The 16,454-nt window shown below is 58.7% G+C and carries 15 protein-coding genes, 1 pseudogene and 1 riboswitch; of the genes and pseudogenes, 6 read left to right on the plus strand and 10 right to left on the minus strand.

Annotated elements, in window-relative coordinates; genetic code table 11:
- Positions 1 to 19: 19 nt before the first annotated feature.
- The 10 genes and pseudogenes from IFT84_RS06610 to IFT84_RS06655 all read right to left on the minus strand — a co-directional run bounded on the left by IFT84_RS06610 (position 20) and on the right by IFT84_RS06655 (position 10,264).
- Positions 20 to 1,639 (minus strand): ABC transporter substrate-binding protein, encoded by a 1,620-nt coding sequence (locus IFT84_RS06610; protein ID WP_192117872.1) that lies wholly within the window; start codon positions 1,637 to 1,639, stop codon positions 20 to 22.
- A gap of 36 nt (positions 1,640 to 1,675) precedes the next feature.
- Positions 1,676 to 2,596, minus strand: a complete 921-nt coding sequence (locus IFT84_RS06615) for an ABC transporter permease (RefSeq protein ID WP_192117873.1) — start codon at positions 2,594 to 2,596, stop codon at positions 1,676 to 1,678.
- A gap of 3 nt (positions 2,597 to 2,599) precedes the next feature.
- Complete coding sequence (locus IFT84_RS06620) at positions 2,600 to 3,448, minus strand: ABC transporter permease (protein WP_192117874.1); 849 nt, start codon at positions 3,446 to 3,448, stop codon at positions 2,600 to 2,602.
- Positions 3,448 to 4,026 (minus strand): ANTAR domain-containing response regulator, encoded by a 579-nt coding sequence (locus IFT84_RS06625; RefSeq protein ID WP_192117875.1) that lies wholly within the window; start codon positions 4,024 to 4,026, stop codon positions 3,448 to 3,450. Before IFT84_RS06625 ends, IFT84_RS06620 begins: the two co-directional genes overlap by 1 nt.
- A complete protein-coding gene (locus tag IFT84_RS06630) occupies positions 4,023 to 5,159 on the minus strand; it encodes a transporter substrate-binding protein (RefSeq protein ID WP_192117876.1) in 1,137 nt (378 codons plus the stop codon). The genes IFT84_RS06625 and IFT84_RS06630 overlap by 4 nt, the downstream gene beginning before the upstream one ends.
- 191 nt (positions 5,160 to 5,350) lie before the next feature.
- Positions 5,351 to 6,061 carry an aspartate/glutamate racemase family protein gene (locus tag IFT84_RS06635; protein WP_192117877.1) on the minus strand — a complete coding sequence of 237 codons (711 nt, stop codon included), beginning with the start codon at positions 6,059 to 6,061 and terminating at the stop codon, positions 5,351 to 5,353.
- The gene (locus IFT84_RS06640; RefSeq protein ID WP_192117878.1) at positions 6,061 to 6,882 is read right to left on the minus strand and encodes an ABC transporter permease; all 822 of its coding nucleotides are present in this window, start codon (positions 6,880 to 6,882) and stop codon (positions 6,061 to 6,063) included. The genes IFT84_RS06635 and IFT84_RS06640 overlap by 1 nt, the downstream gene beginning before the upstream one ends.
- Before the next feature lies 1 nt (position 6,883).
- Positions 6,884 to 7,714: pseudogene (locus IFT84_RS06645) on the minus strand (ABC transporter permease); the annotation flags it as partial.
- A 153-nt stretch (positions 7,715 to 7,867) separates the two neighbouring features.
- Complete coding sequence (locus IFT84_RS06650) at positions 7,868 to 9,154, minus strand: ABC transporter substrate-binding protein (protein WP_192117879.1); 1,287 nt, start codon at positions 9,152 to 9,154, stop codon at positions 7,868 to 7,870.
- Positions 9,155 to 9,178: 24 nt separating this feature from the next.
- Positions 9,179 to 10,264: an ABC transporter ATP-binding protein gene (locus IFT84_RS06655; protein WP_192117880.1), complete on the minus strand. Its 1,086-nt coding sequence runs from the start codon at positions 10,262 to 10,264 to the stop codon at positions 9,179 to 9,181.
- A gap of 200 nt (positions 10,265 to 10,464) precedes the next feature.
- Between IFT84_RS06655 and IFT84_RS06660 the strand changes: the two genes are divergently transcribed.
- From IFT84_RS06660 to IFT84_RS06685, 6 genes are all read left to right on the plus strand, one after another.
- Positions 10,465 to 11,142, plus strand: coding sequence for a GntR family transcriptional regulator (locus IFT84_RS06660; protein WP_446737575.1), 678 nt, complete (start codon positions 10,465 to 10,467; stop codon positions 11,140 to 11,142).
- A gap of 19 nt (positions 11,143 to 11,161) precedes the next feature.
- Positions 11,162 to 11,435: riboswitch (cobalamin riboswitch) on the plus strand.
- A gap of 271 nt (positions 11,436 to 11,706) precedes the next feature.
- A complete protein-coding gene (locus tag IFT84_RS06665) occupies positions 11,707 to 12,675 on the plus strand; it encodes an ABC transporter substrate-binding protein (RefSeq protein WP_244651143.1) in 969 nt (322 codons plus the stop codon).
- Entirely contained in the window at positions 12,672 to 13,712 is a 1,041-nt protein-coding gene (locus IFT84_RS06670; RefSeq protein WP_192117883.1) for a FecCD family ABC transporter permease, read from the plus strand. Before IFT84_RS06665 ends, IFT84_RS06670 begins: the two co-directional genes overlap by 4 nt.
- Positions 13,709 to 14,473 carry an ABC transporter ATP-binding protein gene (locus IFT84_RS06675; RefSeq protein ID WP_192117884.1) on the plus strand — a complete coding sequence of 255 codons (765 nt, stop codon included), beginning with the start codon at positions 13,709 to 13,711 and terminating at the stop codon, positions 14,471 to 14,473. The genes IFT84_RS06670 and IFT84_RS06675 overlap by 4 nt, the downstream gene beginning before the upstream one ends.
- A 56-nt stretch (positions 14,474 to 14,529) precedes the next feature.
- Entirely contained in the window at positions 14,530 to 15,417 is an 888-nt protein-coding gene (locus IFT84_RS06680; RefSeq protein ID WP_192117885.1) for an MBL fold metallo-hydrolase, read from the plus strand.
- A gap of 29 nt (positions 15,418 to 15,446) precedes the next feature.
- Positions 15,447 to 16,400 (plus strand): YihY/virulence factor BrkB family protein, encoded by a 954-nt coding sequence (locus IFT84_RS06685; protein WP_342212840.1) that lies wholly within the window; start codon positions 15,447 to 15,449, stop codon positions 16,398 to 16,400.
- Positions 16,401 to 16,454: the final 54 nt, after the last annotated feature.

Consider the following 16,454-nt stretch of genomic DNA (forward strand, 5'->3'; position numbering starts at 1 on the left):
GGGGAGAAGGATAGGCCGCTTACGGTTTGACGAAAATTGCGTCGTAATTGATCACGCGGGTTGGATCGACATAGATGTTGCCCTCGCCGCCCATACGCAGCGACTTGGCCACCACACGGCGCTCATTGATGACAGGAATCCACGGTGCATCCTTCATGATATCGGTAAAGATGCTGCCCCAGGCGGCTGTGCGCTCGGCGGCAATCTTAGGATCAGACATGGCATCGGCTGCAATGGCGCGTGCATCCAGTTCCTTGTTGCAATACCAGGACCAGTTCCAGCCACCGGGCACCGCACCGGCACAGCCCAGAATTGGCCCATAGAAGTTGGAGGCATCCGGAAAGTCGGCAATCCAGGCCATGCCACCGGACCAGATCATCGGTGCTTCACCTTCCGTGCCACCGGCGGCAATCACGTTGGACTGTGCCAGTGCCCGCACCTCCGCCTTCACACCCACAGCTGCCAGATCCTGCTGGATGGCCTGCGCGATGCGGGGCTGCGGATCGGTGTTGGTGGAGTACAGAACGGTCTCGAAACCATCGGCATAACCGGCCTCGGCCAACAGCGCCTTAGCCTTTGCCACATCGTAGGCGTAGCCGGTAAAGCCCTTGTCATAGCCCGGCATCAACGGCGGCAGAGGCTGGTTGGCAGCCGTGGCGCGACCATTGAGAATGCGCGTGATGCGCTCCTTGTTGATAGCCATGTTGAGTGCCTGACGCACCTTCACATCGTCAAACGGCGCAACCTTGGTGTTCAGCGTCACATAGCCGGTATGAAGTTGCTCCCCATCGACAATGATATTGGCGCCATCGGGCGAGTTCTTGATTTCCAGAAACTTGGCAGGCGGCACACCGTCACCGGCAATGTCAACCTCACCCTTTTGCAAGCGCAGCAGGGCCACCAGCGGCTCCTGTCCCACTTCCACGGTGAAGCTGTCGACATGCGGCATGTCCTTGACGAAATAGTTCTTGTTACGCTCAAACACGAGGCGCTGGCCAATGGTCCATTCTTTCAGTACGAACGTGCCGGAGCCGACCGGCTTTTTGCCGAAGTCACCGCCTGCGGCTTCCACGGCCTCACGCGGCACAACGGATGCGAAGTTGATTGCCAGCACGTGCAGGAAGGTCGCATCCGGGCGCGACAGCTTGAAGATGACCGTACCGTCATCGGGTGTTTCAATGCCGGAAAGCGTGGTGGCCTTGCCACCCGATACATCCTCAAAACCGGCGATTGCGCCAAAGAAACCCGCACCGGGGCCCTGCGTCTTGGGGTCCACGGCGCGCTCGATGGAGTATTTGACATCGGAGGCAACAACGTCGCGACCATTGGAGAACTTCACGCCCTTGCGCAGCTTGAACGTGTAGGTCAAGCCATCGCTGGACACATCAAAGCTTTCTGCCAGCGACGGCACCAGGTCCGGCGTGCCGGGTGTGTAATCCATCAGGCGTGAGTACAGGCTCTTGATCATCGACCAGTTCACCCAGTCGTAGCCGATAGCCGGGTCCAGAGTGGCAATGTCATCCTTATAGGTGATCACGATATCGCCGCCTTGCGCAGGCGCGCTCTGCGCGAAGGAAGGCAGCGGCGTCAGCGCCAGCGCGGTGGCAACCGTTGTGTATTTTAACCAGCGTTTCAACATGAAGTTCGTTCCCTTTGTTGTTATTCGAGATCAGTATCAACGTCCGCGTATGCGCGGATCGATCAGCGGTGCGATGACATCGGCCAGCAGATTGCCAAGCACGATCGCCAGCGCCGACACCAGCGTAACGCCCATGATGATGGGGATATCCACTTGCTGAATGGCCTGCCATGCCAGTTGCCCAATGCCCGGCCAGCCATAGACCGCCTCCACCACAACAACACCGCCCATGAACTGGCCAATGTCGATCCCGATCATGGCAATGATTGGCAGCAGCGCATTGGGCAGCGCATGGCGAAACACGATCCGGGCTGAGGACAGGCCCTTGGCGCGGGCCGTGCGCACATAATCCTGATTGAGCACATCAATCATGGCGGAGCGCACCATGCGCGCATACCAGCCAGCGCCGAGAATACCGAGCGTGGCCGCTGGCAGCACCACATGCGCCGCTGAGCCGAAGCCGCTCATGGGAAACCAGCCAAGCGTAACCGCGAAGACGTAAAGCAGCAGCAGCGCCACCACGAATTGCGGTGCCGATACGCCAACGAAAGAGGCCATCATCACCACGCGGTCCACCATGCCGCCGCGTTTCAGGGCCGCAATCACGCCGAAGATAACGCCGAGCACCACTTCCACGCAAATACCGGCTGCCATCAGCACCAGCGTTGCGGGCAGACGCGCTGCAATCAGCGCACCAACATCTGTTTTCTGCGCGTAGGAACGGCCTAGATTGCCCTGAACAATGCCCTGCAAATAGGTCCAGAATTGCGTCAGCAACGGCTGGTCCAGCCCCAACTGGGTGCGGATGTTGGCCACCGTTTGCGCCGTTGCGCTGCGTCCCGCAATCATGCGGGCGGGGTCGGCCGGCAGTGCGTACAGCAGCAGGAAGGTTATCGCGGCGACCCCCAGCAGGATCAGCGCTGTCTGGCCCAGGCGGCGAAGAATAAGAAACACCATGGTTCAGCCCCGTCCGCGCTGGGTAGGGTCAAGAATATCGCGCAGCGCATCCCCCACCAGATTGAAGGACAGAGCCGTCAGCAGAATGACAGCGCCGGGGAAGAACACCAGCCACGGCGCCGCCTGAAAATAGCTTTGGCTCTCGAAAATGATGTTGCCCCAGCTTGGTTGCGGTGGCTGCACGCCAATGCCGAGGAAGGACAGCGTCGCTTCCAGAAGCACCGTCGTGGCAATGCCCAGCGTGCCCCACACAATGGCCGTGGGCATGAGATGCGGTAGAATATGCTTGAACAGAATGCGCAAATGCCCCGCGCCGAGCGAACGCTCCGCCACGATAAAGTCGCGCTCCACCAGCCCGCGCGTTTCCGTATAGACAATGCGCGCCACCTGCACCCAGTTGACGAGCGCAATCACCATGGCAACGATCCACAGGCTTGGTCGCAGCAGCGCCGCCAGCACAATGGCAAGCAACAGCGCCGGAAACGCCATCATCAGATCGGTAAATCGCATCAGCAGATTGCCGACCAACCCGCGCAGATAGCCGGAGAGAATGCCCACCAGCAGGCCAATGGTAACCGCCACGCCATTGGCCACCAGCCCGATGACGAGCGAGGTACGCGCGCCGTACAGCAGGCGCGAAAACAGGTCACGGCCCAGCGTATCGGTGCCCAGCAGAAACTGGCTGTTGGGAGCCAGCGGCGCGCCTTCCAGCGTCAGCCCGTCAAACATCTGTTCGTCGGGGCTATAGGGTGCCACCAGCGGTGCGGCGATCGCGAGGCCAACGACAATCACCACAATCAACAGGCCAAATAGCGCCGAAGGCTGGCGCAACATGGAGGACAAAACGCGCATTACTTCACCTCCGGCAGGGACGGACCGCCCAGAAACGAAGCCGCTATCTGTTCCATGGGAACCCTCTTCTGCATGGCGCTGTTGCGCAGGAGACGGTACGCGGCATCCTCATCCATCTGATGGCTGCCCATGATTTTCTGTATGGCGGCATGAACCAGCGGGCGCAGCCGAATACGCTCTTCCAGCCGCGCATGTCGCTCGGCCATATCCCGGCGTTCCTCAAACACGCTGACAGCCATGACCAGCGCCGGATAGACCGCAGACGCACTCATCGGTTTGGCGATGATAGCCCCCGCCCCCTGCTCCAGCGCCCATGCGATGCGGCCCGGCGCTTCCGAGCCGAGCAGCGCCACCAGCGGACGCGGCGCGGCCACGCCCTGCCAGGGCAGAAGATCGTTCCAGCCCTGATCAGCATCCACAAGAATGATGTCGGGCAGTTCCGTCGGCTCCAGCGGCTGCCAGCGCGTTTCCACATGCAGGCCTAGCAGGCGCAGTTGGCGCGTCAGCCGCTCCGTTGTGGCATCTTCGCGGTGCAGAACGGTGGCCCGCCATCCGTTGAAATTCGGTGTTTGCCTCATGAGACCACCCGCAGTTTTGGCGGTTGGCGGGTGCGCTGGCCGGTCAGATACGGGTCTGCCGCCACGGCGGGTTGGGACTGGATGATATCGAACCCATGCCCATGCCGTATACGACCTAAATGGAAAGGCAGTGCTGCGTGATTGGTTTCGCGGTCGATGACGATTGGCCCCAGAACGGTGTTGTGGGCGCGTTGCGCCAGCATCTGTCGCACGCGGAAGGGCTCGTCGCTGCCCGCTTCGCCAATCGCCTCAACACACAGCTTGACTGCTGCATAGGCGCTCGCAAACAGGCTGGACACCAGACGCGGCGCACCATAATGCCGTGCCACCCGCGCCTTGAAACTGAGGTTTTCACCGGAACCAAGACTGTCGAAATAGGCCGCTGCCGTCAGTTGTCCTTCTCCGGCGCAGGGTGCCAGTTCGTCCAGCTCGCACTCGGTCAGATCGCAGCTCACCACCGGACAGTTTTCGGGCAGAAAAGCCGGATCCCGCTTTCCAAGCGCATCAATCGCGCGCAGAAAGGCGTAGCTGGATGGGCCAATGAGGTTGTTGAGAATAAAGCTCGGTCGCCGCATTTCGATATCAAGAACGAGCCGCTCCACCGCCGTCTCTTCCAGCGGCAGGTACCGTTCTCCCAGCACCTCGCCGCCCGCCTGGAGGATCAGCTCGCGGGCCAGCCGGTTCATTTCCCAGCCCCACACATAGTTGGCACCCACCAGATAGGGCCGGTTGCCAAACCGCGGCAGCAGATAATCAAACAGCGGCAGCAGGTGCTGCCTGGGCGTGGCCCCGATATAGATGACATTCTCGTTGGCTTCGAACCCTTCGAACGGGCACATATACCACAGCAAGCCGTCGTGCTTTTCAACGAGGGGAATAACCTCTTTGCGGGCGAGCGAGGTGATGGTGCCGACGATATGGCGGCATCCCGCCTCGCGCAGCAGGTAGCGCGCGCCCTCCAGATACCGGTTGATATCGGCCTCAGGATCGACGAACACCGGTTCGACCGCTACGCCCTGGGCGCTGCGCAGTTCCTCGATTGCAAATTCAGCACCATCCCGCCCTTCCCGCCCCATTGGCCCATAGGGGCCGGTGGTGGAGTAAAGCACGCCGATTTTGATTGCCTTGTCCATGCGAACCGCCAAAAACAAAAAACCTCATGACGCTTGCTCCCGCTACTGGCGGGGCGTCATGAGGCGAAACTGCCTGTCGACATCAAAGTCATGTGAAGAGTCTTTAGATTGGTTTGCCCAATCAACAGGCACGATTAAATTACAGGCATACCCATCTGTCAAGCGCCATAGCGTGTGCGGTGCAAAATAGTTTAAGAATCCGCAAATGGCTTGGGGATCGGCGGTGCATAAGAGCCACGTTTGGCCGTAGTCAACCGTTGAGTCAAAAGCGCTTCTGCCTGCTTCACCGCCGCCGAAACGCCATCGACCACCGGTATGCCGTAATCGGACTGCAGTTGAAGCGCGAGGTCTGCCATACCCGCGCAGCCAAGCACGATGGCTTCCGCACCATCCTGCATCAGCGCCTGCTCAATCTGGCGATGCAGCTTGTCCAACGCGCCGGAATGGTCGTCCTCCAGATCCAGCACAGGAATATCGGCAGCGCGAACCTTGACGCGGTGCGCCATGCCGTAATGGTGCACCAGATCTTCAATCAGCACTCGCGAGCGCCCCAACGTGGTAACAACGGTAAAGCGAGGTGCCAGAAACCCCGCCGTGACCAGCGCGCACTCACACAGGCCCAGCACCGGAATGTTCGCCATGGTGCGGGCCGCATCCAGTCCGGTGTCGTCAAAACAGGCGATGATGGCCGCTTGTGCGCCTGCCGCCTCCCCAATTCGGATTTCTTCCAGCAGACCCGGCACCGCCATGGCGCCGTCATAATAACCCTCAATGGAGGCGGGACCGGTTTTGGAAGTTGCGGCGATAATGTCCGTGCCATGCGCCGCCACAAGCCGCGCCGCGTCTACGGCCTTCTGCGTCATGGTGGCGGTGCTGTTGGGGTTGACGACCAGAAGACGCATTACACCCCCTTGGCTTGTTTGCGCCGCAGGCTGATGATCAGCCCCAGCGCCGCCAGAATGATGGTAAAGGAAAACACCGTGGTGACGGTCCCAAGCGCATAGAGAACCGGCGTGGTTACATTCGTGGTCATTCCGTAGATCTCCAGTGGCAGTGTGTTGTAGGTGCCTGATGTCATCAGCGTGCGGGCAAATTCATCATAGGACAGCGAAAATCCGAACAGGCCGACACCGATCAGGCTCGGGGCAATCATCGGCAGCACGACATGGCGGAACGTTTGCCATGCGGACGCACCGAGATCGCGCGCCGCTTCCTCATAAGCCGGGGAAAACCGGTTGAACACGGCAAACATGATCAGCACGCCAAATGGCAGGGTCCAGGTTAGATGCGCACCGAATGCGGAGGAATACCAAGCGGGTTTCAGCCCGCTTTGTTGAAACACCACGCCGATGCCGAGACTGATGATAATCGACGGCACCACGAGGCTTGCCACTGCCAGATAGAACAGCGCCGTGCCACCGCGAAACCGCTGGCGAAAGGCCAGGCCTGCCAGCAGCGACACCAGCACTGTGACCGCCATGACCATCAGTCCCAGAACAAAGGAGCGCTTGAACGAGGCACCGAAGTCACCCACGGCCTGTTGCTGAAACAGGTTGTGGAACCAGTGCAGCGACACGCCATTCAGCGGAAAGGTCAATCCGCCCTCCGGCCCCTGAAACGACAAAATGAGAATGGCCGACAGGGGTCCGTAGAGAAACAGCACGAACAGAAGGAAGAAGCCTGCCAGCACGTAAAATTCAAAGGTGCGCTTTTCGTGGTTCATCCTACAGTTCCTTGCGAATATCGACGACACGCAGGATGGCGGCCACCATCATGAGAACGATGATCAGCAGCACCACGGCATTGGCAGCGGCAGCGGGATATTGCAGCAGCGACATCTGGTTCTTCATCATCAGCGCCACCGACGCGCTCTGCCCGCCGGACATGACCTGCACGGTGGAAAAGTCCGCCATGACCAGCGTGACAACGAAAATGGTGCCGATGGCGATGCCGGGCTTGGCGAGTGGGATGATGACGTTCCAAAGGATCTGCCAGCCGGTCGCACCGGCATCGCGCGCTGCCTCCACCAGCGAGCGATCAATGCGCATCAGCGTATTGAAAATGGGTGTGACCATAAACAGCGTGTAGAGATGCACCATGGCCAGCACCACGGCAAAGTCCGAATAGAGCAGCCATTCCACGGGGTCACGCACCAAGCCCATATTCATGAGTGTGGTGTTGATCAGGCCATTGCGACCCAGCACTGGTATCCACGAAATCATGCGAATAATATTGGAGGTCAGAAACGGCACCGTGCAGACCAGAAACAGCAGCATCTGCATGGTGGCGGTACGCACATGAAACGCCAGAAAATACGCAACCCAGAAGCCGATCAGCAGCGTGAGCGCCCAGACAATAGCGGTGAATTTGAACGTGTTGAGATAGATTTTCCACGTCACCCATGACCCCAGCGTCTCAGTGTAGTTCATGGTCAGAAAATCAGGATAGATACCGGCGAAATCATAATCCCAGAAGCTGACGACGACGATGGCGAGAATGGGCAGCAGAAAGAAGAAGCCAAGGATCAAGGCAAGCGGCGCGGCCTGAAGATAGGCGGCGAGTTTCTGCAGCCCTCTCTTTGGCAAACGTCTGGTAATGCCGAGCGGTTTGTCCGTCATCGGTACATCTGCAATCTGTCCTGCGCTCATTCCGCGTCCTCATGATAAAGGGCAATGCCTCCTCGCTCGATTGCGAGGAGGCTTGATACGTCAGGCAGCGATGAATTCATTCCAGCGGCGGACCATGTAGCGGTCTTCGTCCATCACCGAGTTCCAGCAGGCGACCGAGCCGATCCGCTCTTCAAACGAGCCGCCATCACGCACGGCACCGGCTTTTTCCATGATCTTGCCTTCCGGCGACATGATATCGCCTTGCGCAGGCTTGCCTTCCACCCAGTAGCCCCATTCGTCTGCGGTCATGAAGTTTTTGGCAGTGTCCATCGCGGCAGAATAATAGCCCTGACGGTTCAGATAGGCACCGACCCAGCCGGACAAATACCAGTTGATATATTCGTAGGCTGCATCAAGCTGCGCACCGGACAGGTGCTTGGCCATGCCCAGACCACCGCCCCAGGCGCGGTAGCCTTCCTTCAGCGGCTGGTATTTGCAGGCAATGCCGCGCGAGCGCACAGCCGCGACCGCTGGCGACCACATGGACTGAATGACGACCTCACCCGATGCCATCAGGTTCACGCTTTCATCGAAGCTTTTCCAGAAGGCGCGGAACTGACCGTCACCCTTTGCCTTGATCAGGAAGTCGATGGTCTGGTCGATTTCATCACGGGTCATATTGCCCTTGTCGGCATATTTCACCTTGCCCATGGCTTCACAGATCATGGCCGCATCCATGATACCGATGGAGGGAATGTTGATGATCGACGTTTTGCCTTTGAATGCCGGGTCCATGATATCGGCCCAGGACGAGATATCACGGCCAACCAGATCCGGGCGGATGCCGAGCGTATCGGCGTTGTAAATGGTGGGGATCAGCGTCATCCAGTTGGTGGGTTCCTTGGCAAAGGTTTTGGAATCCTGCGCTTCCACAAAGCCCACGGTATGGGGTGCCGTGCCCTGGGCAATCTTGCTATCGGCCTTCAGCTTGCCATTGATGAACAGCGGTACGATCTTGTCGTAATACTTGATCTTCGAGACATCCATGGGCTGCATGACGCCAGCGGGGAAGACCTTTTTGGCAATCCAGTATTCGATATCGGCAATATCGTAGCTGTCGGGCTGGGTTACGGCGCGCTGCGCGGCGGCATCGGAATCGGTCGCCGTCATTTCCAGGGTTATGCCGAGGTCTTCCTTACACTTTTGCGCAATGGCATTGATGTTGGACACGCCCGTGCCGAACTGGCGCAGCGTGATCGGGTTTTGTGCCCAGATGGTCGGGAAGCCGGTGATCGCACCGGAGCCGATAATGGCACCGGCTGCCGCAGCCCCGGTTTTCAGCAGTGAGCGTCGTGAAAGCCCCGTATTCTTCAGCGTTTCGGTCATGCGCATTTCCCCTTGTTTTTGAAATTAATTCACGCGACCAAGGAGGATCACATCCTCATCGGCCCAACTCAAAGGCACGGCATCGCCCACGGAAACGGGCGTTTTGAAGTAATCGGTATCGCTGATCAGCACGGTAAAATCGTCGCTGCCAGCACCCAGCACAGTCAGTTTGACGGAGGAGCCACGGTATTCGACGTTGGAGACGATCCCGTTGAAGCCGAGCGTCTTTTCGCTGGCATCACCGATCCGTACCCGATCCATGCGGATGCCGATATCGGCGGAAGCGCCCACCGGGCGGCCCTCCCCGCGTGCGGAAAATCTCAAGCCTTCCGGCGCTTCGATGGTCATCATGTCACCATTCTGTTCCACAACGCGGCCCGACAGAACGTTGTGATCGCCCATGAAGCGGGCGACAAAGGCAGTGGCCGGGCGCTCAAACACCGTGCGCGGCGTGGCTGCCTGCTCTATGCGCCCGTCATTCATCACCACGATCAGGTCCGCCAGTGCCATGGCTTCCTCTTGGCTGTGGGTAACGTGCACGAAGGTGATGCCGAGCGTCTTCTGCAATTTTTTCAGTTCCGCCCGCATCCGGATTTTCAGGAATGGGTCGAGGGCGGACAGCGGCTCGTCCAGAAGCAGCGCTTCGGGGTCTGTGATGAAGGCGCGCGCCAGCGCCACGCGCTGCTGCTGCCCACCGGACAACTGTGCCGGGCGTCGGGTGGCGTAGGCATCCATCTGCATAAGCTTCAGCATGTCCAGCGCTTTTGCACGGCGCGTATCCTTATCCACGCCCTTCATTTTCAGGCTGAAGGCAACGTTGTCGATCAGATCCAGATGGGGAAACAGCGCATAGGACTGAAACATCATGGATGTGCCGCGTTTGGCAGGCGGAAAATCTGTCACCACCACATTGCCAAGCCGAATGTCGCCGGAACTGATGCTTTCATGCCCGGCAATCATGCGCAGTGTGGAGGTTTTTCCACAGCCCGATGGCCCGAGGAAGCAGCAATAGCTGCCAGCCGGTATTTTCAGGCTGATGGATTGCACCGCTGTCGTGGTGCCGTAGACCTTGGATACGGATACGATATCGATTTCTGCCGCTTTGGACATTCAGCCATCTCCGTTGACTGAACCAACGATGCATCAACTGTGCCAGATTGCAGATGACCGGGATAAACATGAGACTCGCTATACCGTAAGACCGCTTTGCTCAAATATTCAGCCGGTGCCAAACCAGATTGTATACGATTTGAGCAGGATTTTGTTACAAAACAAGTTTCAAATTTTCGCGCCCCACGCTAGAGTAGCGTATGCCCATGACCCAAACCAGCGAAGCGATCCGTGACGCCATTCGCGACGCGATTATCGACCGACGACTGACCCCGGGGACGAAACTGTCCGAAGCTGACGTCGGCAAGCTTTTCCACGTCAGCCGCACGCTGGCCCGGGCCGCTCTTCAGGCCTTGTCCTATGAGGGACTGGTAACGGTGGAAAAAAACCGGGGCGCGTTTGTCGCGCAGCCATCCCCCGAAGAAGCGCGGCAGCTCTTTGCGGCACGGCGGCTGCTGGAGCCGGTCATTCTTTCAGAAGCGGCCAGTAAGCTTGAAGAGGCCCACAGCCACCATCTGAAAGCGTTGTTGCAAGAAGAGGGTCGCCTGAGGAACGAACACGGCCAGATTGCGCGGCGCGCCGAGATCAAGGCATCGGGCGACCTGCATCTGGCACTGGCCCAAATTGCCGGAAACGCCGTGCTGACCCGATTTATGGAAGAGCTCGTGGCTCGCTCGTCTCTGGTCATCGCTGTTTATGGGCAGTCGGCCATTTCCAGTTGCGGCCATTCCGAGCATCACGATATTGTCGAAGCTCTGGAAAAGCGGGATCTGGCGCAGGCTACCGCGCTAATGCTGCACCATATTGACCATATTGAAGCCGATCTGGATCTCACACCCAAAAGCGGTTCCAACCTCCGCGATGTATTTGGTGGTTGACGTCCAAGGGGTCCTCAGCCTATCAAACGGGTGACGGTTCCCCTAACGATGACTCTCAAGGGGATTAATAGGGAACACGGTGCGGGCCACCCCGAATGGGGACCAAAACCGTGGCTGCCCCCGCAACTGTAAGCGGATTGTCAATCATCCCCATGGGTCTTCTGGAACCCATGAGGCGGTGCGCAAATGCACCATGCCACTGCATAGTCGAGGCAAAGCCTTGAAAGCGCGGGAAGGCAGATGAGAGGCGCATATCCGCAAGCCAGGAGACCTGCCGTCATAACCGAAATCCATTCCCGGGCGGGGTTGCCCGGAGCAGGAGTTATGATGACCAAATTCGACGTCAGTTCACGGCGTATCTCTACGCTACCCTCTCGAAAAGCTTCGAATAAATCGAGTTGACAGCTGTCAACTTTCTTCATTCCGAGCACGACTCACATCCAGCTTGACGTAACGTAATGTTATTACGTATACACGCGCTGCCACGTCCTTCGAGAGAGATTATTCATGTTTATAAAGAGCATTTCCCGTGCAGTTATAGCCACCAGCCTGTTTCTGGTGTTTATGGGCGCCGCCCAAGCTGGCCCGACCCGGTATCCTTTGACAGTGCAAAATTGCGGCGCGCCGGTAACATTTACAAAAGCCCCGGAAAAGATTGTATCCATCGGCCAGGGCATGACCGAGATACTGTTTTCGCTTGGGCTTGCCGATAAGATGGTGGGCACCGGTGTCTGGGTTGGACCGGTGCTGAAACCGTTTGAAGAGGCCAACAAGCGGATCAAACGGTTGGCGGACAACGATCCAAGCTTCGAATCCGTCGTGGGTCAGGAGCCTGATCTGGTCGCTGCGGAGTTTGAGTGGCATGTGGGCACATCCGGTTCCGTCGGCAAACGCGATCAGTTTGGCGAACTCGGCATCAACACGTATGTTTCACCTGCCGACTGCGTTGCCAAGAACAACACGACCGGCGGCGATGGCGTGCGCAAAGAGCTGTTTACCATGGACCTGATCTATCGCCAGATCAGCGAACTTGCGCAGATTTTCGATATTGAAGAGCGCGGTGCCGCACTGATTGCGGAGTTGAAGGCACGCGAGGCGAAGGCCGTGGCGTCGATTGGCACTGCGGGCAACAGCGGCTTGCCGATTGTTTTCTGGTTTTCCAGCGAGGAACTGGCGGGCGATGCCTTCATCGCGGGTAAAAACAGCGCGCCTGCCTATATCTTGAAAACACTTGGCGCTAAAAATGTTGTCGATACGGAAGAGGAATGGCCTCTGGTCGGATGGGAGACCATCATCAATGCCGATCCCGCCATCATCGTGATCGCCGAGATGGACCGCCGCCGTTACGCCGCCGACAGCGCTGCCGCCAAGATCGACTTTCTGGAGAACGACAGCGTTACATCGCAGATGGATGCGGTGAAGAACAAGCGCTTCGTGCTGATGGATGCACAATCCATGAACCCGACCATCCGCACCATCGATGGCATCGAGCAACTGGCGCGTGGCATCATCGCATCGGGTCTGGCAAAATGAACCACGCCATATCAGGGCGTGGTGGCTGGCGGCTGTGGTTGCCGCTGGCCATTCTCTCGCTCGTCATTCTGTTGCTGGCGCTGGGGCTGGCTGTATCGATTGGCGAGATCGCCATTCCGTTGTCCACCAGCCTAAAAGCGCTGAGCAATGGCGTGCTCGGAACCCAGTTTGCGCTGAACACCATGCATGAAGGCATTATCTGGAACTACCGGTTGAGCCGAGCACTGGTGGCGGCCTTCTGCGGGGCAGCATTGGCACTATCAGGTGCTATCCTCCAGGCGTTGCTGCGCAATCCACTGGCCGAGCCCTATGTGCTGGGCATCTCTGCCGGTGCTTCGACCGGTGCCGTCGCGGTGATGATCCTCAATGTCGGCTATGGTGTCATAACGCTGTCCACCGGGGCATTTGTTGGCGCGGTGGTGGCGTTCGCGTTGGTGTCAGCGCTGGCGGCGGGTGCAGGCGGCGGGGCAGACCGGGTCATTCTGGCCGGTGTCGCAGGGTCTCAGCTCTTCAATGCGCTGACCTCCTACATCGTCACCACCTCTGCCAATGCGGAACAAGCGCGGGGCGTGATGTTCTGGCTGCTTGGCAGTCTGGGCGGCATTCGCTGGCCGGATGTCTATATGGCCGCGCCGGTGGCACTCATCGGCTTCTTTATCTGCATGGCCTATGCGCGGGCGCTGGATGCATTCACCTTTGGGGCGGATTCAGCCGCAGCACTCGGTATTCCCGTGCGGCGGGTCCGGCTGGTTCTGCTGGGGCTGACGGCGGCGATGACGGCCACCATGGTCAGCATTGTCGGCTCCATTGGCTTTGTCGGGCTGGTGATACCCCATGCGGCGCGGTTTTTGACCGGGCCGGGGCACCGGAGATTGCTGCCAGCGGCGGCGATGATCGGTGCGATCTTCATGGTGCTGGCCGATATTGTCTCACGCATCATCATTCCGCAGCAAATCCTGCCGATTGGTGTGGTGACAGCGCTGTTTGGCGCACCGGCCTTTGCGCTGATCCTTTATAAGGCCCGGAGGCCCGTATGAGCATTTCAACCAAGGATGTGCGCTGGGCCACCGCTGGCACCATGATTGTGGATGGTGTGACGATTGACGTTGCGCCCGGGCGCACGCTGGGCCTGATCGGGCCGAACGGGTCGGGCAAGTCCAGCCTGTTGCGGCTGATCTGTCGGCTCCGAAAGGTGGAAAGCGGCGTGATTTCGCTGGATGGCGTGGATATCGCCACCCTTCCCCGCACCGATATCGCCCGCCGGATTGCTTTTGTAGAACAACAGGCAACCACGGAAGCGCAGGTTACCGTGCTGGACGTGGTGCGTCTGGGGCGCACCCCGCACCGGGGTGCGCTGTCGCCATGGACAGCGCTGGATGATCAGGCCGTTGACAACGCGCTCTCCCATGTTGGCATGGCGCACAAGGCGCATCAATTCTGGCACACGCTTTCCGGCGGTGAGCGTCAGCGGGTGCATATTGCGCGCGCGCTGGCGCAGACACCGGGGGAACTGCTGCTGGATGAGCCGACCAATCACCTCGATATCCAGCACCAGCTGGAAATCCTGTCGCTGGTTGCCGGTCTGCCGGTCACCAGCATCATTGCGCTGCATGACCTCAATCTGGCGGCCATGTTCTGCGATAGTCTGGCCGTGCTGCACAAGGGCAAGGTGGTGGCCGCCGGATTGCCGGAGGAGGTGCTGACCGAGGCATTGATCGCCGACGTGTTTGGCGTACGGGCATATATAGAAAAATCCCGGTTTCACGGTCGCCATCATATTCATTTCCACTGTGGTTAACGGAACATTTCAAGTACTTTTGCTGTTGAACGACTGAGCATAAGCAGGAGGACAGCATGGCTGTACAAATCGAACTGTCGCACGATGATGAAGCGCCCAGCACACAAGCGGCCCATGGGTCACGACAGTTGATACCGGATATCGCCTATCTCAAACTGTCGATCGTCAGTGTCGTGTTTTACGGCAAGCCCGATGGCGGGGACCGGAGTTGGGTGATGATCGACACCGGGCTTCCGACATCGCACGACGCCATCATGGAATGCGCGAGGCACCGGTTCGGCAATGGCGCCCGGCCTGCTGCGATCATCATGACCCACGGCCATTTTGACCATGCGGGGTCGGTAGAGAAACTCGCCAAGGATTGGGACGCGCCAGTGTACGCACACACGCTGGAACTGCCGTACCTTAACGGCGGCGCATCCTATCCGCCCGCCGATCCCTGGGTTGGCGGTGGAGCCATGGCGCTGCTGTCGCCGTTGTTTCCACGCTCTCCGTTTGACGTGTCCGAGCGTTTGCATGCCCTTCCTGAAGACGGCAGCGTGCCGTTTATGGAGGGCTGGCGCTGGATTCACACGCCCGGCCACACACCGGGCCACATTTCTCTGTGGCGTGAGAGCGATGGCTCGCTGATTGTCGGCGACGCTTTTATCACCACCGGTCAGGAATCGGCCTATGAGGTCATGACGCAAAAGCCGGAGATGCACGGTCCGCCGCGCTACTTCACACCGAACTGGCAGGAGGCCGAAAGCTCGGTAAAGGCGCTGGCCGCACTGGACCCCAAGCTTGTTATTACCGGCCACGGAACACCATTGGCCGGGGATAACATGCGGATTGCGCTGGATAGGCTGGCTGAAGACTTCGAATCCATTGCAGTGCCGAAATCTGGCCGCTATACAAAGAACCCGGCGACTGTGGAGGACAACTCCGTTTACCACACGCCGTGACGGCCTCAAACGCTGAAACGAGATATGGTGTGACGGAAACGGATGATCGCGGTCGCGGTGCGACATCGCCTGAGGGTATCCCGCTTAAAGGGTGGTGGGATATTCTGTGGCGGGTCTATGGCAAGGTCAATGACGACCGCGTCATGCTTATTTCGGCCGGCGTCACCTTCTATCTGTTGCTGGCTGTTTTCCCGGCTCTCACCGCATTCGTCTCGGTCTACGGGTTCTTTGGAAATCCGCAAACGATCTACGATCACAGTGCGTTTCTGGTCGGTGTCCTGCCCCATGATGCACTGACGCTGATTCAGGGGCAGTTGGAAGGTCTGGTGCGCCAGACTAATGACCTCCTGAGTTTCAGCTTCGTGTTTGGTTTCAGCGTCGCGCTGTGGAGTGCCAATAACGGGGTGAAAGCCCTGTTCGACGGCATGAATGTCGCCTATCAGGAATATGAAAAGCGCAGCTTCTTCCGGCTCAACCTGATTTCGCTGACGTTCACGCTTGGTGCCATTTTCCTTGGGACCTTCTTCCTGATTGCGCTTGGTGTGGTTCCCGCCGTTCTGGCCTATGCCAATTTGTCGAGCTGGACGGAGATGCTGGTAAGACTGGCGCGTTGGCCTATCCTGTTTCTGGTGGTCGTCACCGGGATCACGCTGATGTATCGCTTCGGCCCCAGCCGTGAAAAGGCCAAGTGGCAGTGGCTGACCTGGGGCGCAGTGATTGCAACCGTCGTCTGGATCATCGCATCGCTCGGCTTCTCCTATTACATTGAGAATTTCGCTGATTATAATGCCACGTATGGTACGCTTGGTGCTGTTATCGGCCTGATGACGTGGACCTGGATCTCGGTGATGATTATCATCGTCGGTGCGGAGATCAACGCTGAAGCTGAGCACCAGACCGAGGAAGATTCCACCACCGGGCATCCCAAGCCTATGGGTGAGCGCGGTGCCGTGGTCGCCGATACAATCGGAAAATCTGCTTAAATCCGGCGTCTTGACCACTAATCCCCATGATTCAGAGGGTTGTTTGCCGCTTGC

Origin of the sequence: Rhizobium sp. CFBP 8762, from assembly GCF_014841565.1 — a bacterium.
Classification (GTDB): Bacteria; Pseudomonadota; Alphaproteobacteria; order Rhizobiales; family Rhizobiaceae; genus CFBP-8762.